This is a genomic window from Bifidobacterium sp. UBA744 (genome assembly GCA_002298605.1).
In the GTDB taxonomy this organism is placed as follows: Bacteria; Actinomycetota; Actinomycetes; order Actinomycetales; family Bifidobacteriaceae; genus Bifidobacterium.
The window spans coordinates 1-24,390 of sequence record DBKS01000055.1; the positions used below are offsets into that span (position 1 = coordinate 1).

Annotated in this window: 18 protein-coding genes and 5 tRNA genes; 5 read left to right on the forward strand and 18 right to left on the reverse strand. The window is 61.9% G+C overall.

The window, feature by feature from the left end; all coding sequences use genetic code 11:
- Positions 1–96: 96 nt before the first annotated feature.
- The 5 genes from B2994_RS05685 to B2994_RS05705 form a co-directional block, all read right to left on the reverse strand.
- A tRNA-Gly gene (locus B2994_RS05685) sits at positions 97–172 on the reverse strand.
- A gap of 33 nt (positions 173–205) precedes the next feature.
- Positions 206–278, reverse strand: a tRNA-Val gene (locus B2994_RS05690).
- Between the two features lie 48 nt (positions 279–326).
- Positions 327–398 (reverse strand) — tRNA-Val (locus tag B2994_RS05695).
- Between the two features lie 42 nt (positions 399–440).
- Positions 441–511: transfer RNA gene (locus tag B2994_RS05700), tRNA-Cys, on the reverse strand.
- Positions 512–539: 28 nt separating this feature from the next.
- Positions 540–612, reverse strand: a tRNA-Gly gene (locus B2994_RS05705).
- A 204-nt stretch (positions 613–816) separates the two neighbouring features.
- Between B2994_RS05705 and B2994_RS05710 the strand changes: the two genes are divergently transcribed.
- Positions 817–1,599, forward strand: coding sequence for a PAC2 family protein (locus B2994_RS05710; protein WP_291527487.1), 783 nt, complete (start codon positions 817–819; stop codon positions 1,597–1,599).
- 129 nt (positions 1,600–1,728) lie between these two features.
- On the opposite strand, the gene B2994_RS05715 is transcribed toward B2994_RS05710, so the two are convergent.
- A complete protein-coding gene (locus B2994_RS05715; protein WP_291527404.1) occupies positions 1,729–2,652 on the reverse strand; it encodes an undecaprenyl-diphosphate phosphatase in 924 nt (307 codons plus the stop codon).
- Positions 2,653–2,840: 188 nt separating this feature from the next.
- Here B2994_RS05715 and B2994_RS05720 point away from each other — a divergent pair, with 188 nt between their 5' ends.
- Positions 2,841–3,635 (forward strand): fructosamine kinase family protein, encoded by a 795-nt coding sequence (locus tag B2994_RS05720; RefSeq protein ID WP_291527405.1) that lies wholly within the window; start codon positions 2,841–2,843, stop codon positions 3,633–3,635.
- A gap of 41 nt (positions 3,636–3,676) precedes the next feature.
- On the opposite strand, the gene dnaJ is transcribed toward B2994_RS05720, so the two are convergent.
- Positions 3,677–4,822 carry a molecular chaperone DnaJ gene (gene dnaJ, locus B2994_RS05725; RefSeq protein ID WP_291527406.1) on the reverse strand — a complete coding sequence of 382 codons (1,146 nt, stop codon included), beginning with the start codon at positions 4,820–4,822 and terminating at the stop codon, positions 3,677–3,679.
- Between the two features lie 50 nt (positions 4,823–4,872).
- Positions 4,873–5,988, reverse strand: a complete 1,116-nt coding sequence (hrcA, locus tag B2994_RS05730; protein WP_291527407.1) for a heat-inducible transcriptional repressor HrcA — start codon at positions 5,986–5,988, stop codon at positions 4,873–4,875.
- Positions 5,989–6,294: 306 nt separating this feature from the next.
- Between hrcA and tkt the strand changes: the two genes are divergently transcribed.
- Together tkt and tal are read left to right on the forward strand one after the other, a co-directional pair.
- Entirely contained in the window at positions 6,295–8,403 is a 2,109-nt protein-coding gene (gene tkt / locus B2994_RS05735; protein ID WP_291527408.1) for a transketolase, read from the forward strand.
- Positions 8,404–8,500: 97 nt separating this feature from the next.
- On the forward strand, positions 8,501–9,604 hold the full coding sequence (gene tal / locus B2994_RS05740) for a transaldolase (protein ID WP_291527409.1): 1,104 nt from the start codon (positions 8,501–8,503) through the stop codon (positions 9,602–9,604).
- A gap of 197 nt (positions 9,605–9,801) precedes the next feature.
- On the opposite strand, the gene B2994_RS05745 is transcribed toward tal, so the two are convergent.
- From B2994_RS05745 to uvrA, 10 genes are all read right to left on the reverse strand, one after another.
- The gene (locus B2994_RS05745) at positions 9,802–11,274 is read right to left on the reverse strand and encodes an aminotransferase class I/II-fold pyridoxal phosphate-dependent enzyme (protein WP_414630649.1); all 1,473 of its coding nucleotides are present in this window, start codon (positions 11,272–11,274) and stop codon (positions 9,802–9,804) included.
- Positions 11,275–11,389: 115 nt separating this feature from the next.
- Positions 11,390–12,250, reverse strand: a complete 861-nt coding sequence (locus B2994_RS05750) for an HAD family hydrolase (protein ID WP_291527411.1) — start codon at positions 12,248–12,250, stop codon at positions 11,390–11,392.
- Positions 12,251–12,362: 112 nt separating this feature from the next.
- Positions 12,363–12,611, reverse strand: coding sequence for a preprotein translocase subunit SecG (gene secG / locus B2994_RS05755; protein WP_291527412.1), 249 nt, complete (start codon positions 12,609–12,611; stop codon positions 12,363–12,365).
- 87 nt (positions 12,612–12,698) lie between these two features.
- Entirely contained in the window at positions 12,699–13,493 is a 795-nt protein-coding gene (gene tpiA, locus B2994_RS05760) for a triose-phosphate isomerase (protein ID WP_291527413.1), read from the reverse strand.
- A gap of 130 nt (positions 13,494–13,623) precedes the next feature.
- The gene (locus B2994_RS05765) at positions 13,624–14,829 is read right to left on the reverse strand and encodes a phosphoglycerate kinase (RefSeq protein ID WP_291527414.1); all 1,206 of its coding nucleotides are present in this window, start codon (positions 14,827–14,829) and stop codon (positions 13,624–13,626) included.
- 122 nt (positions 14,830–14,951) lie between these two features.
- A complete protein-coding gene (gene whiA, locus B2994_RS05770; protein ID WP_291527415.1) occupies positions 14,952–15,899 on the reverse strand; it encodes a DNA-binding protein WhiA in 948 nt (315 codons plus the stop codon).
- A gap of 121 nt (positions 15,900–16,020) precedes the next feature.
- Entirely contained in the window at positions 16,021–16,968 is a 948-nt protein-coding gene (rapZ, locus tag B2994_RS05775; RefSeq protein WP_291527488.1) for an RNase adapter RapZ, read from the reverse strand.
- A 14-nt stretch (positions 16,969–16,982) separates the two neighbouring features.
- Complete coding sequence (locus B2994_RS05780) at positions 16,983–17,954, reverse strand: shikimate dehydrogenase family protein (RefSeq protein ID WP_291527416.1); 972 nt, start codon at positions 17,952–17,954, stop codon at positions 16,983–16,985.
- A 25-nt stretch (positions 17,955–17,979) separates the two neighbouring features.
- Positions 17,980–20,286, reverse strand: coding sequence for an excinuclease ABC subunit UvrC (gene uvrC, locus B2994_RS05785; RefSeq protein WP_414630650.1), 2,307 nt, complete (start codon positions 20,284–20,286; stop codon positions 17,980–17,982).
- Positions 20,286–23,249, reverse strand: a complete 2,964-nt coding sequence (gene uvrA, locus B2994_RS05790; RefSeq protein WP_291527489.1) for an excinuclease ABC subunit UvrA — start codon at positions 23,247–23,249, stop codon at positions 20,286–20,288. Before uvrA ends, uvrC begins: the two co-directional genes overlap by 1 nt.
- Positions 23,250–23,446: 197 nt before the next feature.
- On the opposite strand from uvrA, the gene B2994_RS05795 reads away from it, so the two are divergent.
- Complete coding sequence (locus B2994_RS05795) at positions 23,447–24,388, forward strand: alpha/beta hydrolase (protein ID WP_291527418.1); 942 nt, start codon at positions 23,447–23,449, stop codon at positions 24,386–24,388.
- Positions 24,389–24,390: the final 2 nt, after the last annotated feature.

The window sequence follows — 24,390 nt, forward strand, 5'->3', positions numbered from 1 at the left end:
GGCTTTTCGCTGCTGCTTGGTATGTAGCCGAAAAGACCACCATATGGAGGCAGGAAGTAGAGAAAACAAAACCCCGCTCATTGAGCGGGGTTTGAATGGAGCGGACAACGGGACTCGAACCCGCGGTCTCAACCTTGGCAAGGTTGCGCTTTACCAACTAAGCTATGTCCGCAAAGGACCTCCGCCGTGAGAAGCGGACATCCAGTGGGCGATGTAGGAATCGAACCTACGACCCCTTCGGTGTGAACGAAGTGCGCTAGCCGCTGCGCCAATCGCCCGAAATGCATCGGTTATTCAATTATGAAGCCGGATTGCTCCGGCTTGAGTGGGCGATACAAGATTCGAACTTGTGACCCCTTCCGTGTCAGGGAAGTGCGCTACCTCTGCGCCAACCGCCCGGGTCTGCGTCTCAGCCGACCGGATTACTCCGGCCTTCTGAGAGGTGGGTACGAGAGTCGAACTCGTCTATACGGCTTTGCAGGCCGCTGCCTAACCGCTTGGCTAACCCACCGTAAGGTCTGTCAACTCGTCGGACCTAGAGCGGACAACGGGACTCGAACCCGCGGTCTCAACCTTGGCAAGGTTGCGCTTTACCAACTAAGCTATGTCCGCATGTCTTCAAGCCTCAAGGTTTTCCTTGCTGCCTGAGCACGAGTGATTACTATACTCACATCCGTGTCATTTGCAAATATCAGCGTGTCGCGGTGGAATCACGCCATTCTCACGCCCAAAGCTTACTGACGTCCATCCGCGCGGCACGGCAGTTACTCTGGACATGTGAGCGAAGAAGAACCGATGACGAAACCCACCCGCGTGATGATCAGCGCTTTCGCGGGATGGAACGATGCCTGCCAGGCAGCCACGAACCTGATCCGACATCTCATCAGCACCTATGAGTCCCATGAGGTGGGCAAGATCTGCTGCGCCGGTTTTTACGACTACCAGACGTCGCGCCCCATGCTCTGCGCCGCCAATGGGCGCCGAAGCATCGTATGGCCGGAGACGACCTTCTATCGGATCACGGTGGACGACGACCACGACCTTCTGGTGGAGATGGGGCCCGAGCCGAACTACCGATGGCTGGAATTCTGCCATCGCAGCCTGCGCATCGCCGAGGAATGCGATGTGGACTCAATCGTCGCCATAGGATCCATGTTCGCGGATTGTCCGCACACCCGTCCGCTGCCCGTCGACGTTACCACCGATGGATATGAGACCATGACGGATGGCGCAGACGCCTACACCGGCCCCATAGGCATCCCCACGGTGCTGGATCAGGTGGCTCGCGACCATGACTTCGACACCACGTCGATGTGGGTGTCGATTCCGCAATACCTGAATGGCGAGGAATGCGCGCAGGCCACCCTGACATTGCTGAGACGCCTTTCGAAGCTGATTGGCGTGGACCTCGGGGAGGGCGACCTGCCTCGACGCGCCGCCCAGTGGAAGGCGCAGGCCACCCTGCTGACCCGCTGCAACGACGATCTGGCGGATTACGTGCATCATCTGGAGCTCGAGGCGGACGCCAAGGCGGAAGAGTCGTCAACCGACATCGCCCAGGAGGCGGAGGCGTTCCTGCGCGACATAGACGGCGATTAGCCAATCCCGACCGAAGGGTCGATTGGGTTCGGACCGCCGGGATCCTCCGGTTCGCACGACGGACAAAGGGGGCTGACGGAAGTCCGTTCCGTCAGCCCCCTCAGCTTGATTTCTTCACCGCTGCACACGCTAGGCCACGGCGGCGGAGGCCTCCAAAGGCGGCAGCACGCCTGTGATGAGCAATATGGCGACGATCACCGCGATGACAATGCGGTAGATGGCGAACGCCTTGTAGGAGAACGTGGAGACGAACTTCAGAAAACCGATGATGACGATGTAGCCGACCACAAAGCTCACCACGCCGGCCGCGATGGTGACGCCCCACCCCGGGAAGGCGCCGGCGCCGACACATGCGGCGGAGGCGGGGTCGGGGTTGGCGGAGCAGGCGCTGACGTCCCGAATGGCCGACACGGTTTCAAGGATGCCCGCGCCGAACACGGCGGGGATGGCCATCAGAAAGGCGACCCGCACCGCCGCCTCACGCGTGTAGCCCATGGCGCGGCCAAAGGTGATGGTGCCTCCGGAGCGGGAGACGCCGGGAATCAGCGCGAGCATCTGGCCGATGCCGAATACCACGGCGTCCTTGACGGTCATCTGGTTCATGGTTTTGATCTGCTTGGCGCGCGAGTCGAAGAACCACAGCAGCACGCCGAACACAATGAGCACGGTGACGGTGATCCACAGGTTGCGCAAGGTGGTTTCGATCATGTCCTTGAACAGCAGTCCGGCGACAAGGATCGGCAGTGTGCCGATGATGATGAACCAGCCCAGTTGGGTGTCGCGGTTGTGTGCGCCAAGGCGGGACCTGAGATCCTTGCCCTCCTTGCCGAACAGCGAGCCGAACCATGCGCCGAGAATGCGGATGATGTCATGGCGGAAGTACAGCAGCACCGCCAGCTCGGTGCCGATCTGTATGATCGCGGTGAACGCGGCCCCCGGATCGGAGCCGATCATCAGATCGCCGATAATGCGAATATGGGCGCTGGACGAAACCGGCAGATACTCGGTCAGCGCCTGCACGAGACCCATAATGATTGCCTGGAAGAAATTCATAACCCCTACTTCTAGCCTGATGGAATGTATCCGCGTCTAAGACTAGCGATACACGGGGAACAATGCGCGGGAGAAACACGATACAATCACAAACCGATATACAGTACAGGTGGGGCAGCGGCTGACGATCCTCCGCGAACGCGCGGTTTCGCGGCATCAACCGGCTGGCCGTCCGAAGGAGCAGAGCAATGGCCGTCTATCGCAAACAGCGCGCATTCGCGCCTCGTGGATTCTTCGAATGCGAAGGCAAGGGGCTTGCCTGGTTGGGGGCGGCACAGGCCCAGGGAGGACCGCGCGTGGTGGATGTGTATGGATGGGGCGACGGATACCTCGACATAGAACGCGTCGACGCAATCTCCCCCACGGCGGCGGCGGCATACCGATTCGGCGCCTCGCTGGCGCGCATGCATGACACAGGCGCCGCCCATTTCGGTTCCGCGCCGGACGGGTACACCGGCACCTGCTACTTCGGACCGCTGCAGGATCCGGTTCCCATGGACACCGGCGACTGGGACGATCCGATCACCTATTACGCCGAGGGGCGGCTCGTCCCCATGGTCCAACTGGGAATTCGCCGCGGGGCGTTGAACCAATCCGACATGGAACTGACGCAACGCGTGATCGACGCCATGCCGGACATCCTCGGCTCGGCGGCCGACGACAAACCCGCCCGCGTCCATGGTGATTTGTGGAGCGGCAATGTGATGTGGACGCGCGGCGACGGCGGCGAGACCGAAGCCGTTCTCATCGACCCCGCGGCGCACGGCGGTCATCGCGAGGAGGATCTCGCCATGCTGCACCTGTTCGGCATGAGCTATCTGAACAGCATCTACGAGGGGTACGAATCCGTCCATCCGCTCAGAAAGGGATTCGGCGACCGCATCACCCTCTGGCAGCTCTACCCCATCGCCGGCCACTGCGTGTTCTTCGGCGGCGGCTATGTCAGCGAATACCGCGACATGTGCCGCAGTCTGTTGGGGTGAGCTGAAACCTTCGGCGTTCCTGTCTGGCGGCCTCGGAGGCCTCAGCTCAACGCATCCTTGAGCTTGGAGAAGAAGCCTTTGCGGCCGGATGGATTGCGGGGCTTCGAGCTTTGCGACACATGATCGGCGTTGGCGTCGTGCAGCTGGCCGAACTGATTGATCAGATCACGTTCGCGGTCGTTCAGCTTGGTGGGGATATGCACCGCGATATGGGCCACCAAGTCGCCGCGCTCCTGAGTGCGCAGCTTGGTGACGCCGAGGCCCTTGACCGCAACCGTGTCTTCCGGCTGGCACCCCGCGGGAATCTCGATGGTTTGCGGCCCGTCAAAGGTGTCGATGGTCAGTTCGTGTCCCAGCACCGCCCAGCTCATGGGTACCTGGATCCAGCAGTGCAGATCGTCGCCGTCGCGCGTGTACTGCTTGTCGGCCTTGATCCGCACGTCGATATACAGGTCGCCTGCGGCGCCGCCACCTTCGCCCACTTCACCCTGGGAGGCCAGACGCAGACGTGATTCGTCGCGGATGCCTGCGGGAATGTTCACGCCCACCGAGCGCTTGGTGCGCACACGACCATGGCCCATGCAGCCGGGGCACGGCTTTTCGATGATCGTGCCATGACCCTCGCACCGCTCGCATGGTGCGGAGGTCATCATCTGGCCGAGCATGGTGCGCACGACCTTCTGCCTGAATCCCTGGCCATGGCAGTCCGGACAGGTGACCGGCTGGGAACCGGACTGAGCTCCGGAGCCGCCGCAATCCTGACACAGCGAGAAGGTGGTGATGTCGGTGTGGGCCACGCCGCCGAACACGGCGGTCTTCAAATCGATGGTCACGCTGGCCAGCGCATCGCGGCCGGGCTGCGTACGGGGAATGGGTCCCTGGGACGAGCCGCCGAAACCGCCACCGAAGAACTGGCCGAAAATGTCCCCCATGTCACCGAATGGCGAGGCGCCGCCGAATCCGGCGGAGGCCTGCGGATTATTGGGATCAACGCCCTGATCGTACATCTGGCGCTTCTTCGGATCCGACAGCACCTCGTAGGCCGCGTTGACCTCTTTGAACTTGTCCTCGAATTCCGGTCCGGCGATGTCGGGATGGTATTTACGGCTCATCTTGCGGTAAGCCTTTTTGATCTCCTCATCACTGGCCGTGCGTTCCACGCCCAGAACCTCGTAATAGTCTGCCACTGGTTCTCTTTCTGTTCGTTGACTCGCTGACATTGTGCCACAGATGGCGGTCAGCCCGCCGATTGACGATTCTGCCGATCGCCGTACTCTTCACGGTTCATGAATCCGGTGAGGTATCGTGCCACAGCGCTGACGGCGGCCATGGTTGTGGCATAGTCCATATGGGTCGGACCGATCGACCCGACGAAGGCGATCGGCTCATTCGCCTCGTCGCGACCGGCCTCATCCGTTCCCCCTGCATGCCGGGCGGCGCTCCGGCCATAGCCGGAGGTGACCACGGAGGCGTGCAGCAGCCCGGGCGTGTGCGTTTCGGAGCCGATTGCCACGGAAACGCCATGCGATTGGGCGACTTCGCTGAGCGAGCTCATCAGCTTCATCAACACCACCTGCTCCTCCAAGGCGTCGAACAGCGGGGCGAGATCGGCAATGCGGACGGTGGGCTGTTGAGCGAGCTTCGACGCGCCGGCCATGTAGAGACTGCTGGACTGCTCCTGCGTGGCCATGTCGGAGAACACCTGCGCCAGCGACTGGATCAGCGGATCCATCGCGAGGAATCGCGGACTTCGCCCCAGGGTCAGGAGGTATTCGCCGACCTGAGTCAGAGCGGCGCCCTGGCACTCCTCGTTGACGACCGCGCCGAGGCCGGCGATGTCGTCGGTCGACGTGTCCTCGTCCAAGGCGACCGTCCGCTGCGCGACCCGTCCGGTGTCGGCGATGACGACGACCAGCAACGCGCTCGGGGCGAGACGCACCAACTCCAGTCTGCGCAGTGAGGACCGGGCCAGCGAAGGCGACGCCACCACGGCGACCTGCCCCGTGATTTTCGACAGCAGTCGGGCGGCCCGCTGCAATGTGTCCTCCAGACTGACCGAACCGGAGAGGAATGCGTCGATTCCCCTCCGCTGGGCCGCGGACAACGGCATGACGGTGGCGAGCTTGTCAACGAAATACCGATATCCCTTTTCGGTGGGAACGCGGCCGGCCGAGGTGTGCGGCTGAATGAGATACCCCTCATCCTCCAGTGCGGCCATATCGTTGCGCACGGTGGCGGAGCTGACTCCGAGTTTGTGGTCGCGGGTGACGGAGGACGAACCCACGGGCTCCTGCGAGCGAATGTAATCCTCCACGACGGCGCGCAGCACGAGCATCCGTCTGGTATTGGTCATACGCGCCTCCTTTTGCATTGTGGTTGGTTCATCGCTGTTGGTGCATGTACGTATTGTATTAGCACTCCTCCGTGTCGACTGCTAATCGAACCGTCCTCTTTCGTTGTCAGCTGAGCGATTAGCGGACAACGCTGTGGGATTGTTAACGCTCACGGAAAGTAGAAAGAACAAATTCGCACAAAACACTCCAAAAATGCGCGTTTGTGTCGTGCTTGGCGTTTAGCATGAAAGGGCAATGTGAAGGCAAACCACGGCACGATTACATCAAGCCATGCGGCCCGAATTATTGGAAGGAAATTAGCAATTATGACCGAATTCAAGGAAACCGAACTGGACGAGCGCGCCATCAAAATGGCCAAAGTCCTCTCGGCTGATGCGGTCGAGAAGGCTGGCTCCGGACACCCCGGTTCCCCCGTCTCGCTGGCACCCATTGCCTACACCCTGTACCAGCACTTCATCAAGCACGATCCGAACGATCCCAAGTGGGAGGGCCGCGATCGCTTCATTCTTTCCGGCGGCCACGCATCGCTGACTCAGTACGTCCAGCTGTATTTCTCCGGCTACGGTCTGACCCTGGACGATCTCAAGCACTTCCGCGGCGGCGCCGACACCCGCACGCCGGGCCACCCCGAGTACGGTCTGACCCCGGGCATCGAAATGACCACCGGCCCGCTGGGCCAGGGCTTCGCCTCCGCCATCGGCTTCGCCTACGGCGAGCGTTTCCAGCGCGGACTGCTTGACCCGAACACCCCGAAGGAAGAATCCCCCTTCTACCACAAGATCTGGGCCATCTGCGGCGAAGGCGACATCGAAGAGGGCATCTCCGGCGAAGCCGCCTCGCTGGCAGCCAACCAGAAGCTCGGCAATCTCACCGTGATCTTCGACGCCAACCGCATCCAGATCGAAGGCGACACCAACCTGGTGCTGGCCGAGGACGTGCTCAAGCGCTTCCAGGCCTACGGCTGGTACACCGACGAATTCAGCTTCATCCAGCCAGACGGCTCCTACAAGGAGGACGTCGAGGGCCTGGCCGACGTGATCGCCAAGGCCGAGGCCGCCGCCCCCGATCAGCCGAAGATCATCAAGGTCCACACCCTCATCGCATGGCCGACCCCGGGCAAGACCAACGATCCGTCCTCCCACGGCTCCAAGCTGGGCGCCGAGGCCGTCGCCGGCCTCAAGAAGGTGCTCGGCTATGATCCCGAAGAGTCCTTCCACGTTGACGAAGAGGCCCTCGCCCACGCCCGCAAGGTCGCCGAGCGTGGCCTCGAGGCCCACAAGGCCTGGGACGAGAAGTTCGACGCCTGGCGCAAGGCCAACCCGGACAAGGCCGCCCTGTACGACCGTCTCAAGGAAGGCAAGCTGCCCGAGGGCTTCGACAAGGCCATCGACGATCTCGAGGCCACCTTCGAGGTGGGCAAGGGTGTCGCCACCCGCGGCGCCTCCGGCTCCGTGCTCAACGCCATCGCCGCCGTAATGCCCGAACTGTGGGGCGGCTCCGCCGACCTCGGTGGCTCCAACAAGACCGACCTCAAGGGAGCCGCCACCTTCGCCCCCGCCGAGTGCTCCACCAAGCAGTGGCCGGTATGCAACGAGTTCGGCCGTCAGCTGCACTTCGGCGTGCGTGAGTTCACGATGGGCTGCATCACCAACGGCATCCTCCTCGGCTCCCACACCCGTCCGTACGGCGGCACCTTCTTCATGTTCTCCGACTACGAACGCTCCGCCGTTCGTCTGGCGGCCCTGATGCAGATCCCGAACCTCTACATCTGGTCCCACGACTCCGTGGCCGTGGGCGAGGACGGCCCGACCCATCAGCCGATCGAGCACCTCGCGGCCTTCCGAGCCATGCCGCAGCTCGAAGTGATTCGACCGGCCGACGCCTACGAAACCGCCGAGGCGTACCGCTACTTCTTCGAAAAGAAGAACACGCTGCCGTCGGCCATGGTGTTGACACGCCAGGGCGTGCCGGTGCTGGCCGAGACCGCGGCCAGGGCCAAGGACGGCGTCAAGAAGGGCGCCTACGTGCTCGTCGACACCGAGGGCACCCCGGATGTGATCCTCATGGCTTCCGGCTCCGAAGTCCAGCTGGCCGTCTCCGCCGCCACGACCCTGGCCGGCGAAGGCGTCAAGGCCCGCGTCGTGTCCGTTCCGTCCATGGAATGGTTCGAGGAGCAGGACGCCGAGTACAAGGAGGCCGTGCTTCCCGCCGGCGTCCAGGCTCGCGTCTCCGTCGAGGCCGGCGTGGCCATGCCGTGGTACAAGTACCTCGGCTCCTATGGCAAGCCCGTGTCCATCGAGCAGTTCGGCCTGCAGGGCGACGGCTCTCAGAACCTGAAGGATCTCGGCATCACCGCCGAGCACGTGGTCGAAGCCGCCAAGGCCTCCATCGCGGAAGTGGCAGCCTCCAAGTGACCGACCACCGGGATGGGAGGAGACGGACCGCCCCTCCCATCCCGGTCCAACCACACAACAGGATTTGTTCCCATACAGGAATATAAGGAGATAATCAATGACTGAAGCAACTCAGCGTACGTCCGACTCCGGCGTCTCGATCTGGCTGGACGACCTGTCCCGCACCCGTATCGAGTCCGGCTCCCTGCAGGATCTCATCGCCAACAAGAACGTTGTCGGTGTGACCACCAACCCGTCCATCTTCCAGAAGGCCCTGAGCCAGGTCGGCCCGTACGACGCCCAGCTCAAGGAGCTCGGCAAGGTCGATGTCGAAACCGCCATCCGCGAGCTCACCACCACCGATGTGCGCAACGCCACCGACATCTTCCGTGAAATCGCAGAGAAGACCGATTTCGTCGACGGCCGCGTCTCCATCGAGGTCGATCCCCGCCTCGCCCATGAGACCGAAGCCACCGAAAAGCAGGCCGTGGAGCTGTGGGAAAAGGTCAACCGCCCGAACGCCATGATCAAGATCCCGGCGACTCTCGAAGGTCTGCCGGCTATCACCGCCACGCTCGCCAAAGGCATCTCCGTCAACGTCACGCTGATCTTCTCCCTCGAACGCTATGAGCAGGTCATCGACGCCTTCATCGAGGGCATCAAGCAGGCCGACGCCAACGGCCACGACCTCAAGCACATCGGCTCCGTCGCCTCCTTCTTCGTGTCCCGCGTGGATACCGCCGTGGACAAGCTGCTGGAAGCCAACGGCTCCGATGAGGCCAAGGCCCTCGAGGGCAAGGCCGCCGTCGCCAACGCTCGCCTCGCGTACGAACTCTTCGAGAAGAAGTTCGCCGAGTCCGAGGAGTGGAAGGCTCTGGAGGCCAAGGGCGCCAAGAAGCAGCGTCCGCTGTGGGCCTCCACCGGCACCAAGAACGCCGCCTACTCCGATTGCAAGTACGTCGACGAGCTGGTCGCCCCGTTCGTCGTCAACACCATGCCGGAGAAGACCCTGAACGCCCTGGCCGATCACGGCGATGGCGCTCCGTCCATCGAGGGCACCTACGAGGAATCTCACAAGATCATGGACGAGCTCGCCAAGCTGGGCATCAACATCAAGGATGTCACCGACCAGCTTGAGGCTGATGGCGTTGCCAAGTTCATCGCCTCTTGGGATTCCGTGATCGCCGACGTGCAGTCCGGCATCGATCGCGTCAACGGCTGAATTCGCACAAATATATAAGTGACGGCATAGTGGCGGGGCAACACGTCACGACGCCGCGCACGCCTGCGGGGCCCTGGAATCGCATATGATCCAGGGCTCCGTCCGTCGGGAGGGCGGATGACAGGTTACCTGCCCATGGCCGGAAAAAACGCCGCCATCCGCCCCTCCATCGGGTTTAACGACGGGTTTAACGACCGTCAGATCTGATGATAGGTGGAGAAGAAGTCGGCGATCTGACCCATGGTCTCCCGCAGCATGCCCATGCGAGGCAGATACACCACGCGGAAGTGGTCGGGCTTGCCCCAGTTGAACGCGCCGCCATGGCTGATGAGAATATGCTTGTCGTGCAGCAGATCAAGCGCGAACTGCTCATCCGAATGGATGTTGAACTTCTGCACGTCAATCTTCGGGAAGATATAGAACGCCGCCTTGGGCTTGACCGCGGTGATGCCCGGGATGTCGTTCAACGCCTCGTAGACGAAGTCACGCTGATCGTGCACGCGCCCGCCGGGAACGATGTAGTCCCTCACGCTCTGATGCCCGCCGAGAGCCGTCTGCACAATCGATTGGGCGGGCACATTCGAGCACATGCGCATATTGGCCAGCATGTTGAGGCCCTCGATATAATCCTTGGCGATGCGCTTGTTACCGGAAAGAACCATCCAGCCCACGCGGTAGCCGGCGATCATATGGGACTTCGACAGGCCGGAGAACGTCACGCAGAACAGGTCGGGGGCCAGCGAGGCGATGGAGACATGCTCCAAGCCATCCATCACCAGGCGATCATAGATCTCGTCGGAGAAGATGATGAGTTGGTGCTCGCGAGCTATCTCGACGATTTGCTCAAGCAGTTCCTTGGGATACAGCGCACCCGTGGGATTGTTCGGATTGATGATCACAATGGCCTTGGTGCGATCGGTGATTTTCGAGCGCATGTCATCCAAATCCGGATACCATTCGGCCTGCTCATCGCAGAGGTAATGCACGGCGGTGCCGCCGGCGAGATTCACGCAGGCGGTCCACAGCGGATAGTCGGGAGAGGGAATCAGCACCTCGTCGCCGTTGTCCAGCAACGCGGACATCGACAGATTGATCAGTTCGGAGACACCATTGCCGGTGTAGATATCGTCAATGCTGACATTGGGAATGTTCTTGATCTGCGCATACTGCATAATCGCCTTGCGGGCCGAGAACAACCCTTTGGACGGCGAGTATCCCTCCGTCTCGGTGAGCTGCTGGGCCATATCATACACAACCTCATCAGGCGTGCGGAAGCCAAAGGGAGCCGGGTTGCCGATGTTCAATTTCAGGATGTGCGTGCCCGCCGCCTCCATGCGGGCGGCCTCCTCGGCCACCGGTCCACGAACGTCATAGAGGACATTGTCGAGTTTATGTGATTTGCCGAATGTGCGTACCACGCTCTGCTCCTGTGTTGAATTGAACTGTTGGTTTGATGCTTGGTCAGTGTCGACGTTCCCGACGTCCGACGGATCGTCATCGAGAAGCCAGTGCTCGTCGACATTCAGATAGTTGGCGAGAAAAGCCGCTATTTCGTGCCGCGGAACCGTTTTGCCGCTGACATATTGGCTGATATGTGACCTCCCCACGTGAACACCCCAGGCGCTTGCCGCATGGACCAGATCAATCTGTTTGAGATCCCTTTCGGCCATGATCTGCCTGAGACGTTGTGAAAACCGTTCGTTCGCCATCCGACCATCTCCAGTTCAATTTCTTTGCAACCACTGGTTCAAAGCATAGGAGCACGGCGGGACAAAGTTCAATATATTAATTTGAACTACTGCGAACCATGTCGGGTATATGCGAAACGATCCATTCGGCGACGCCGTCCTCGTTGTTGGACGGGCAAATCTCGTCGGCGATGTTCAATACCTTCGGATTGGCGTTGGCCACCGCGACGCCTCTGCCGGCCCGGCGCAGCATGGCGATGTCGATGAGATCGTCACCGAAGGCCACGGTATTGGCCAGCGGAATACGCAGATGTTCGCACAGCAGGCTCAACGCATGCTCCTTATTGGCCAGCGGATTCATCAGCATCCACATCACGCCCTCGGAGACGCTGACACTCAAGTCGTCGGGAATCAGCGCCCCGAGCGCATCCCACTGATCGGCATCGGGAAAGACGATGATCTTGTCGGCGGTTCCGTCGGGCACGTCGGTGAAATCCGAGTATCGCCACGTCTGGGTTTTCCAATACACGCCGACATCGAAATTCGTATAGCGCACGTCATCCATGACGACGCCGCATTTCAGCGCGGGCAGATGGTCAAGCAGCATGCGGCACACTTGGCAGGCCCGCCGGGAGGAAAATCCCATGCGGATCGTCTTGCCGTCATCCAACGCGCCCGGAGCGGTCAGCGTCTCATATGTGGAGGTCGCCGGATCAAAATCGATCAACGCCCCATTGAGATACACGCAGGCGTCAACGGGAAGTTTCCCGACTATGGGCAGGCCGGTGCTCACGGGACGTGCGGTGGAGACCGCGAACCGCACGCCGGCATCATGCGCCCTGATCATAACGTCGATGGCACGCTGGCTGAGAAAACGTTCCTCGAAAGTCGCCCCATCATGCAGCAACGTGCCGTCAAGATCGGCCACCAGGAGTCGATATGGCTGCGATTCGGTCATATTGGGTCCTTTGCGTTCAAAATGTTCGAAATGATCATTGGCGCTCGATGTGCATGGCCAATAGGAAAAGGCCCATGGCCGTGGGCCATGAGCCTGAGCGACAACGTTGCAGTCAGATGAGATTGTACTTGGCCAGCAGCCCCAGAGCGATGATAACCGCCACCCAGATCAGCGCGACGATCACGGTAAGACGGTTCAGGTTCTTCTCGGCCACACCGGAGGTGCCGGCATTCTGGGTCAGGCCGCCGCCGAACATATCGGACAGACCGCCTCCCTTGCCCTTGTGCATCAGGATCAGCAGGGTAAGCAGAATGGACGCGATAACGACGATGACCTCAAGCGCGATCTTCAAAGCGAGCACGATAACCTCCACGATTCAATACTGTCTGGCATTCTACCCCAAGCCAAGGAAAGAATGCCGAATTATTCCGCATGCCACGGAATGTTTTCAGAAGCGCTTCACCGATTTCTCAGTCAGACGGCAGATCCTGGCGAATTCCTCGACGTCCAGGGAGGCCCCGCCGACGAGGAAGCCATCCACATCCGGCCTCTGCAGCAATTGCCGGGCATTGCTGGAATTCACCGATCCCCCATACAGAATGCGCATGGTTTTGGCGACCTTGCCGCCAAACTGCTGCTGAATATCCCGCCGAATGGCCTGAGCCGCCTGCTGCGCGGAATCGGGAGTGGCAACCATGCCGGTGCCGATGGCCCATACCGGTTCATAGGCGACAATGAGCTTGGCGGCGTCCTCATCGGATAGGTCGCGGGTCACATCGCGAACCTGGCCAACGGCGAACTCTAGTTCGATGCCCTGCCTGCGTTCTTCGAAGCTCTCCCCCACGCAAAGAATCGGCTGCATGCCGGCGGCAAGGACGGCGCGAACCTGATCGACGATATTCGCATCATCCTCAGGATGGTACTTGCGGCGCTCGGAATGACCGACGATCACATACCGGCACCCAAGTTGCGCCAGCATATCGGCGGAGACATCACCTGTGAACGCGCCCTGCGAGGTCACGGACACCGCCTGGGCGCCGTATCGGATCCTCAAATCATCGGCCTCCACCAGCACCTGCACGCTGCGCAGGGCGGTGAACGCCGGCATCAGAGCCACTTCGCAGCGCCTGAAGTCGAAATGCGCATCACGAAGGATCCATGCAAGTTTCTGCACGAAATACGTGGCTTCGAGATGATCGAAATTCATCTTCCAGTTGCCGGCGACCAACGGAGTACGCGCCATGGATCCTCCTCGCTATGACGAACCGTATGCTATCTGTATGCGTCCAACGCCCATAAACAATCATCCTGGGCACGGACTGTCGATCATTGAAGATCGAAAGCCATGCCCAGGATGATTGATGACGTGACTATCAGTCAAGCACCTTCAGCCCGGGCAGTTCCTTGCCCTCAAGGAACTCGAGGGAGGCGCCGCCGCCGGTGGAGATATGGGAGAAGCCATCCTCGGGGAAGCCGAGGTTACGCACGGCGGAAGCGGAGTCGCCGCCGCCGACGATGGTGAAGGCGCCGCCCTTGGTGGCATCCACCAGGCCCTGGGCCACGGCCTTGGTGCCGTCGGCGAAGGCGGAAACCTCGAACACGCCCATCGGGCCGTTCCACACCACGGTCTTGGAATCGACGATCTTGTCGTGGAACAGCTTCTGGGAATCGGGACCGATGTCAAGACCCATCTTGTCGGCGGGAATGGCGTCGGCGGGAACCACCTCGGCGTTCACGTCGGCATCGGACTTCGGGAAGGTCGGGTTCACCACGATGTCGGTGGGCAGCACCAGCTCAACGCCGTTCTTCTCGGCGGTGGCGATGTAGCCCTTGACGGTATCGAGCTGATCCTCCTCGAGCAGGGAGGTGCCGACCTCATAGCCCTTGGCCTTGAGGAAGGTGAACACCATGCCGCCGCCGATGACCAGACGGTTGGCCTTGTCAAGCAGGTTCTCGATGACGCCAAGCTTGTCGGAGACCTTGGAGCCGCCGAGCACAACGGTCAGCGGACGCTCCGGGTTGACCGTGGCCCTGGACAGGGCCTTGACTTCCTTCTCGACGAGCAGACCCGCGGCGGCCGGCAGATCGGCGGCAACGTCGTAGTTGGAGCCCTGGGCGCGGTGAACCACGCCGAAGCCGTCGGAGACGAAGACATCGCCGAGGGCGGCGATCTTCTTGGCGTAGGCGGAACGCTCAGTGGCGTCCTTGGAGGTTTCCTCCGGGTTGAAACGCACGTTCTCAAGAAGCACGACATCGCCGTCATTCATCGCGGCGACCTTGGCCTGGGCGTCCTCGCCATACGTGTCCTTGGCCAGCGGCACGTTCACGCCAAGCAGTTCGCCAAGGCGAGCGGCGACCGGGGCCAGGGAGAGCTCGGGAACGACCTTGCCCTTCGGGCGGCCGAGGTGGGCCATGAGAATGACCTTGGCACCCTCGTCCTTCAGCGCCTTGATGGTCGGCAGGGCGGCCTTGATGCGGCCGTCGTCGGTAATGGTGGTGCCGTCCAGCGGAACATTGAAATCGGCGCGGACCAGAACGCGCTTGCCCTTAAGATCTCCGAGATCCTTGAGTGTCTTCATGAATATCCTTTCCGTACTGCACAATGCAGGGAATGGCTTGTTATGCCATTTGAAATATTACAAGCCAACACGAACAAACCCCGCCGACACGGGCGGGGCTTTTCGAAATAACGGCTGATGCGCTAGGCGTTCTGTCCGCGCTGCTTTTCGACTTTGACGGCCAGTTGCAGCAGCCGGCGAATGCGGCCGGCAATGGCGTCCTTGGTGACCGGCGGGTCGGCGAGACGGCCGAGTTCCTCAAGACTGGCGTCACGATGATCGAGTCGCAACTGACCGGCGGCGCGAAGATTGTCGGGGATGTCATCGCCAAGAATCTCGAACGCCTTGGTGACTTTCTCGCTCGCCTCGATGGCCGCCTTGGCGCTGCGCCGCATATTGGCGTCGTCGAAATTGGCCAGTCGGTTCGCCTTGCCGCGAGATTCACCGTCGGAACGCTTGCCGGTCCATTCGCGGGCGGCGCGAGGAGCCCCCAGCAGGATGAGCATGCGCTCGATCGCATCGGGATCACGCAGGGTCACACGTTCGGAGGAACGAACCTGACGGGCCTTGGCGTTGATGCCGAGGCGTCGCGCCGTGCCCACCAGCGCCAACGCCGCCTCGGACCCGGGGCAAATGATCTCCAGATAGCTCGCCTTGCCCGGATCGGACAATTCGCCATGGGCCAGGAACGCGCCGCGCCACGCAGCCTTGATCTGGGCGATGTTGCCGGACACGATGTCGGCCGGCAGGCCACGCACCGGACGCTTGCGACGATCAAGCAGACCCGTCTGCAGGGCCAATGCGCCGCCCGCGCGCAGTACACGCACCGAATAGCGCTGCACGGCACCTCCGGGGGTCTGGCGGGAAACCTGGATCAGGTCGGACTCGTGCCCAAACACGTCCTTGATCGTGTCCTGTAACCACTTCGCTGCATCAAGTGAATCAAACTGCGCCTCAACAACAATGTGCTTCTGAATCAGGTGAAGTCCGCCGCCGAAACGGATCATCGCGGCGGCCTGCGCCTTCTTCGCTGCAGGCAATTCGCTGTCGATCGCGGCAAGTTCGCTTTTGACGTCATCGAGCAGTGCCAAGAGCCAACCTCCTACAACTTAATGAGTTCTCTCTCATACCGGGGCGTTTCGCGAAACTCTCTCGCAAAACCACCGGCTTACTGTGATATCGAATCGGTTGGACAAACGCGCCGGCCGACTTTCAGATCATGGACCGATGACGGTGAAGCTCACGAGCCGAAACGGTGACGTTCAATCCGTGGACACGCAGCCGTCGCGCCAGTTCCGCGCTCATCGCGACGGAACGATGCTGCCCCCCGGTGCAGCCGATGGCGATGGTGACGAAATGCTTGTCCTCGCGGGCGTATCCCTGAATCGCGGTGAGAATCGCCCTCTCATAGGCGTCGAGAAACTCGCCAGCCCCGGCGCTGGAGAGCACGTAGTCGCTCACCGGCTTGTCCAGGCCCGTCAGAGCCCGCAGCTGCGGCACCCAAAACGGGTTGGGCAGGAACCGCACATCGGCGACGAAATCGGCATCCAGCGGGATGCCGTACTTAAAGCCAAAGCTGAAGATATGCACGGCCACGGTGGTGGGACCGGTGCCCAGCAGCCCCTCGTACAGCTTGGTGGACAGTTGGTGAATCGACAGATTCGAAGTGTCGATGACGATGTCGGCGGTTTCCTTGAGATGCGCGAGCAACGCGCGCTCCTTGCCGATGCCGTCTATCAGACGACCGCCCCGCTGCAGCGGATGCGGACGACGGACCGACTCATAGCGTTTGATCAGCACCTCGTCACTGGCGTCGAGGAACAGCACGCGGGTTTTCACCCCGAGATCGTCCAAATGGCCCAGAACCTGCGACAGATCGTCGAAATACGCACGGGAGCGCACGTCGATGACGGCGGCGAGCTTGTGGATCTTGGACGATGAGGTCGTCATCATGTCAACCAGCGGAATCAGCAGCTTGGGAGGCAGGTTGTCAACCACATACCAGCCCATGTCCTCCACGCTGTCGGCCGCATGGGACCGTCCGGCCCCGGACATGCCCGTAATCAGCAGAACCTCGACGTCTTGCGCCGGTTTTGGTTCGGAATCGGGGACGGCGGGGGCGCCGGCATCCCCATTCGCCGAGATCGGCGTCTCGTCCATTGCGGATCCAGTCATCACAGAGCCTCCTCCAAAGCCTTGCGCATGGCGATTTCCAGAGCATCGTCATCCGTGGCGGCATCCCCAAGACGGGCCTGCCAGTCGGACGGCGGATCGCCATCCCACTCGCCGGTCATCAACAGCACTTGGACCAATGCCTGATACAGCAGCATCTCCTCGCCGCCGATGGCGAGTCCACCATGCGCCCGCCATGCGGACATCAACTTGGTGGGACGAGGATCGTAGACGACGTCCAGCAGACTGGCGCCGGCCTTCAGCGACGGGACGTCGCCGAGCATCGCGGCGACACCGTCTCCGGCGAGCCCGGGGATCGTGCTGACAACCCTGTCCGCCCGGGAAAGCTCGCCGACAACCGCGGCCTCGTCGTCCATCGCGATGACGTCACATACCTGGACACCGGGAATGAAACGCTCCGCCAGCGGCTGCAGACTTGGATTGCGCTGCGGGTGGCGGGCGACGACCGTCACATGGCCGATTTGCGGCATCATCGTGCAGGCGGCCACCGCGGAGGCCGCGGTATTGCCATTGCCGATAATCACCGCGCGCTGACTGCGATGGTCGGAGGTGACGATGCCCGCCTGACGCAACGCATGCTCGAACGCCAGTTGGATGCCGATCACGTCGGTGTTGAACAGACTGATCCGGGGGACGCCGCCCCCCTCCGACTGCGACCAGTCGAATACCGCCGTATTGGCGACCCCAAGCACCCGCGCCCACAGATTGCAGGGCCGGCCGTATGGTTGGATGGTTTTTTTCAGGGGCATGGTCAGGCTCAGGCCGGCCCAGGAGGGATCGAGACCGTCGAGAAACGCGGCCAAATCGTCCTGGCCCACTTCGTATTTGTCATAACGCCAGTCATCAAGGCCCAATGCGCAATATGCGGCATTGTGAAGCACCGGCGACAATGAGTGGGCTATGGGCTTGCCGAGTACGGCACAGCGGTGGTTTATCGTGGTCACATCCCCCATGCTAGTCGAGTCGCCGGCGCAATCATCACGAGGCGCGCTGATGCAACGCCTCGAATATGGACTTGGCCTTTGCCTTGCCGATGCCCGGCACCTTGGTGAAATCCTCCTCGCCGGCCTCACGCATCGCCCTGACGGAGCCGAAATGTCGCAGCAATTTCTTCTGGTAGGCCTCCCCGATACCGGGAATGTCGTCAAGCGCGCTGCGCAAAGCCCCCTTGCGCCTTGTCTGACGGTGGAATGTGATGGCGAACCGATGCGATTCGTCTCGCACGCGCTGCAGCAGATACATGCCTTCCGACTGCCGTTTGAGAATGATCGGATACTCGTCGTCCGGCACCCACACCTCTTCAAGCCGTTTGGCCAGACCGCAGAGGGCGACGTCGTCCACGCCGCAGTCCTCCAGCGCCTTGGCTGCCGCCATGACCTGCGGCCTGCCCCCGTCGACGACGACGAGATTGGGCTTGTACGCGAACCGGTGGCGTTCGGCGTTCTGCTGGACGATCTGAGCGCCGTCGGATGTCTTCTCGGTGTTCCGCCCGCTCTTGCCGCCGACGAGACGCCGCTCCGTCTCCATGCTCTCGCCGGAGTCGCCGGCGATATTGCCATGCCGGAACCGTCGGGTCAGGGTTTCGTAGAGGGCGCTGAGATCGTCAACTGCGCCCCGGCCATCGACGCCGCGGATGGCGAAGCGCCGGTATTCCGACTTTTTGGCAACGGCATCCTCAAACACCACCATGGACGCCACCTGATAGGCGCCCCCGACGGTGTTGGAAATGTCGTAGCATTCGATGCGCAACGGCGCCTGGTCGAGCCCCAGGGCCTTGGCCACGTCGTTCATCGCGGCGGTGCGGGCGCCCATATCGCTGATGCGGCTCATTTTGCTGCGCTGCAACGCCTGGCTGGCGTTGTCGGTGGCGCGATCCATCAGCGACTTCTTGCTGCCGCGCTCGGCCACACGTATGGTGACGGTCCCTCCCCGCATGTCGGAAAGCCACGTTTCGAGCTCCTCGCGCCGACTGGGCTCCACCGGTACGATGACTTCCCTGGGAATGGGCGCGATCGGCGCCAGCAGGTCCGCGCGGCCGGTCTGTTGCTGATGCAGATTGCGCTCCCTGGTGGCCCGCGCGCGGGATGCGGCATCCGTCGCGGTAACGGTTTGCGTCGATCCCAGCGCATCGCGATTGGTCTGGAACCGGACCGTTTCCGCATTGCGATCCGTCTTGCGCAGGCCTTGCGGCTCCTGTGCGGCATCCGAGTACACCTGCACCATGAGATCCGCGATCAGGTCCGCCTCACTCGCATCATCCACGCGCTCCACGCCCCAATTGCGCTCCCCGCGGATGGCTCCGGCACGCACATAGAACGCATGGATGGAAGCCTCCAGCTCATCGGAAGCGAAGCCGAAGACATCGGCGTCGACCTGGCTGTCGAACACCACCGCGTTTTGCTCCATCACGGTTTGCAGCATCTGGATCTCGTCCCGGAGTCTGGCGGCCTTCTCGAACTCGAGTTGCGCGCTGGCCTCTTTCATGTCGCGCGTGAGCTGGGCGACATACGACGACCCCAGCGTGCCGGTTATGACGCCGATAAGGCGTTCGGCCATGCGGCGATGGTCGGCGGCGCTGACGTTCCCGATGCAAGGTGCCGAGCATTTGCCGATCGACGCCAGCAGACACGGCCGGTGAGTCAGCTCTGCCTTGCGGAACGCGCTGTCGGAACATGTGCGCACGGGAAAGCTGGTCAGCAGTTTGTCCAATGATTGCCGAAGCTGCCAGACCTTGGCGTAGGGACCGAAGTACCGCGCGTCCCGATGCTTGCGGCTGCGGGTCACCCAAATGCGGGGGAATCGCTCTCCCGCGCTGATCGCCAGATACGGATAGGTTTTGTCATCCCTGAACTGCACATTGAACCGTGGGTCGAATTCCTTGATCCAGGTATATTCCAGCGTCAGCGATTCCAATTCGGTGCCGACCACCGTCCACTCGAGGCTCCGGGCGGTCAGCACCATGGTTTGGGTGCGCGGATGCAGCAGCTGCAGCGGCTGGAAGTAGTTGGACAGTCGGTTGCGCAGGTTCTTCGCCTTGCCCACGTAGATGACGCGTCCCTCCCCGTCACGCCACTTGTAGACGCCGGGCTTGGCCGGGATGTCGGAGGCCTTCGGACGGAACGCATCCCTTGAATCGCCGAGCAGCGGGGCACCGTTGTGGTTGAGTCCCGCCGAGGTCCCGTCGGCGTCCGCGTCCCCCGCGGCGTCCGCGGCGGACGACAGGAGCGCCGACGCGGTTTTGCGCCATTCATCCGGACTGTGGCGTTCAAGCATGCCTGCGCCCATCACCGCTGTTTCCCGCCGGTCGGTTTGAGCATGTCCTTGAGGAACTTGCCGGTCCAGCTTTCCGGACACTTCGCGACCTGTTCCGGCGTGCCCTGGGCGACGACGGTGCCGCCGCCGTCACCGCCCTCCGGTCCGAGATCGATGATCCAGTCGGCGGCTTTGATCACATCGAGGTTGTGCTCGATGACGATGACGGTGTTGCCCTTGTCGACCAGGCCCTGAAGCACTGCGAGCAGCTTGCTGACATCTTCGAAATGCAGGCCGGTGGTCGGTTCGTCAAGAATATAGACGGTTTTCCCGTCGGAGCGGCGCTGCAATTCGGTGGCGAGCTTGACCCGCTGGGATTCGCCGCCCGACAGCGTCGGCGCGGGCTGACCGAGCCGAATGTATCCCAGCCCTACATCCACCAACGTCTTCAGATATCGGGATATGGACGGATACGCCTTGAAGAAGTCAGCGGCCTGTTCAATCGGCATGTCGAGGATGTCGGACACGGTTTTCCCGTTGTAGGTCACTTCAAGCGTTTCCCGGTTATACCGTTTGCCGTGGCACACCTCGCAATCCACATACACATCCGGCAGGAAGTTCATTTCGATTTTGATGGTGCCGTCACCATGGCAGGCTTCGCAACGCCCGCCTTTTACGTTGAACGAGAATCGCCCGGGACCGTATCCACGCACCTGGGACTCAGGTGTTTTGGCGAACAGGGCGCGGATCTTGTCCCACACTCCCGTATAGGTGGCCGGGTTCGACCTTGGGGTACGCCCTATCGGGTTCTGATCGACATGGATGACCTTGCGCAACTGGTCAACGCCTTCCACGCGGGTGTGCTTGCCCGGCACGATCCGCGCGCCGTTCAATTTATCGGCAAGCACCGGATACAGGATGGAATTGACCAGTGTGGACTTGCCGGATCCCGATACGCCGGTGACCACGGTCATCACGCCGAGGGGGAAGTTCACGTTGATGTTCTTGAGGTTGTTCTCCCTGGCGCCCACCACTCTGAGCTGACGGGTGGCGTGTACCTTGCGACGCGATTTGGGCACCCTGATGGAACGGCGCCCGGCAATGTAATCGCCGGTGATGGATCGGGGCGCGTCGACAAGATGCGCCGCAGGGCCGGAATATATGACCTCGCCGCCATGTTCGCCCGCACCCGGTCCGATGTCGACCAGCCAGTCGGCCTCTTTGATGGTCTCCTCGTCGTGCTCGACCACAATCAGGGTGTTGCCCAGGTCGCGCAGATGGTGCAGGGTCCCGATCAGACGCTCGTTGTCGCGCTGGTGCAAGCCGATGGAGGGCTCATCCAGCACATACATCACGCCGACGAGCCCGGACCCTATCTGCGTGGCGAGGCGAATGCGCTGCGCCTCGCCGCCCGACAACGTGGCGGCCGCACGGGACAACGTGAGGTAGTCAAGTCCCACGTCATTGAGGAACCCCAGCCGGGCCCTGATCTCCTTGAGCACCTCCCCGGCGATTGTGGCGGCGGCCCCCTCCAACTTGAGCCCGTTCACCCAGGCGAGGGCATTCGACACCGACATATCGCACACATCGGCGATGGACTTGCCGTCCACGGTCACCGCCAGCACCTCGGGCTTGAGCCTCCGGCCCCGGCATTCCTGGCAGGGAACCTCACGCATATACGATTCGTAGTATTCCTTCATGCTCTGCGAATCGGTTTCGTCGTGACGGCGCATCAGCGTGCGCACCACCCCCTCGAAGCCGGTGGAGTATTCGCGCAAGCGGCCCCACCGATTGCGATAGGAGACCTTCACCTTGAAATCGCGGCCGTACATGATGGCCTGCCTGGCCTCCTCGGGCAGATCCCTCCACGGGGTGGTCATGGAGAACCCCATCTCGTCCGCCAGCCCCTCGAGCACATGGCCGTAGTACTGCGAGACGGTTTTTGTACTGGACCACGGCTCGATCACGCCTTCGGCGAGGGATTTGCCCGGATCCGATATCACCAGTTCCGGATCGATCTCGAGTTTGAACCCCAGACCGGTGCACACGGGGCATGCGCCATAAGGCGCGTTAAACGAAAACGTGCGGGGCTCGATCTCATCCAATTCGAGCACATGGCCGTTCGGGCAGCTGCGATGTTCGGAAAAGGGCTGACGGCGGCGGGCCGAGTCGGCGGGTTCGTCCACGAAATCCGCGATCACCGTGCCGTTGGCGAGCTTCAACGCCGTTTCGACGGAATCCGTCAGACGCTGCCGAATGCCGTCCTTGACCACGAGGCGGTCCACCACCACTTCGATGGTGTGTTTCTTTTGCTTGGCAAGCTTGATCTCCTCGGACAGCTGTCGCATCTCGCCGTCGATCAGCGCCCTGGAATATCCGTCGGAACGCAGCAGGTCAAGCAGCTCGACGAATTCGCCCTTGCGTCCCTTCGCCACCGGTGCGAGGACCTGGAATCGGGTGCGCTCCGGGTACGCCATCAGGGTGTCGACAATCTGCTGGGGAGTTTGCGAGGCAACGGGCTCGCCGCATTCCGGGCAGTGCGGAATGCCGGTGCGGGCGAACAGCAGTCGCAGATAATCGTAGATTTCCGTAATGGTGCCGACCGTCGAACGCGGATTGCGGTTGGTGGTCTTCTGGTCGATGGAGACGGCCGGCGACAGGCCTTCGATGAAGTCGACATCCGGCTTGTCCATCTGACCCAGGAACTGGCGTGCGTATGCGGACAGCGATTCGACGTAGCGACGCTGTCCCTCGGCGAACAGGGTGTCGAACGCCAACGACGACTTGCCCGAGCCGGACAGACCGGTGAACACGACCATGCGGTTGCGCGGGATCGCCAGATCGACGTTTTTGAGGTTATGCTCGCGAGCGCCCTGGATGGTGATTTTCAGATCGTTGGGAATATGCGATATGTCGGCCACAAGTCCGCCGTCCGGGGTTTTCCTGAGCGGCGCCTTCCCGATCTCGCGACCCAGGAAGGAGTCGCCGTCCGTCATCCGTTCCCCTGCGACGCTGCGCTGCTCTGAAGTGCCCACATCTTCTCCGTTCATGTATATGCCGATTCGCCTGTGCCCTGACGTCATTCGCAACCATAGTGCGTTCGACGTATATCTATAATCGAACATGTGTTCGACAACGACGCGCCGCCGGCACTGGCGGATACGGCTACAGTGGTGGCCAGAGGAGGCGTTGCATGACATTGGGGCTTGACGTACCGGATTGGGTGAGGGATGCGACCGTAGAGGTCTTTCGCGCCGCGGTGGACCGCGGCAGGATCGAGCGCGCCGGCAGATTGCGCGTCCCGGACGGGGTGAGCGTCGGGCCCGAAACACGCTATTGTGGCGACGATCCCCATCAGGCGTTGGCTGTTTACAGGCCGGCCAACGCCGGCGGGCATTTCCGGCCTCCTTTGATCGTCGACATCCACGGCGGCGGATGGGTGTACGGCGACCTGGGCATCAATCATCTCTACTGCAGCCGCTTGGCCGAATTGGGCTTCATGGTGGCGAACGTCGCATACCGGCTGCAGCCCGGGGCGAATCTGCGCGACCAGGTGCAGGATCTGTTCGCCGCATTGCATTGGCTGGGAGCCCACGCCGACGAATGCGGCTTCGATCCGGGCAACGTGTTCCTCACCGGCGATTCCGCAGGAGGACATCTGGCGGCGCTGATATCCTGCGTGGACTCCAGCGGACGCGAGCAGCGCATCTTCGGCGTCGCGCCGGATCATGGACTGTCCATTCGCGCCGTGGGCATTGTCAACGGCGTTGTGGAGGGTACATACCGCACCAGTCCGGGCAGCCCGCTGCTGGACGTCGCCGACCGTGCGCTGCTCAAGTCGATGTGCGGGGGCGACCCCGAAGCGCCGTGGCGTCCGTACCGCAGCTTCGCCGTCTTCATGAAGGATGTGGAGCTCAAACCCATGTTCGTGGTGTCGGGGCTTTCCGACCCCTTCTACACGCAGACCCGGCATCTGCTTGGCTACCTCGCATCCCGCCGGGCCCGCGTCGAACCGTTGATATGGCCGAAGGACCGTCGGCTCGGCCATGTGTTCAACATCATGGAGGTCGATTGGGAGGAGTCGAGACGCACCAACGCCGCCATGTGCGACTACTTCAGGCGCTGGCTGCGATGACG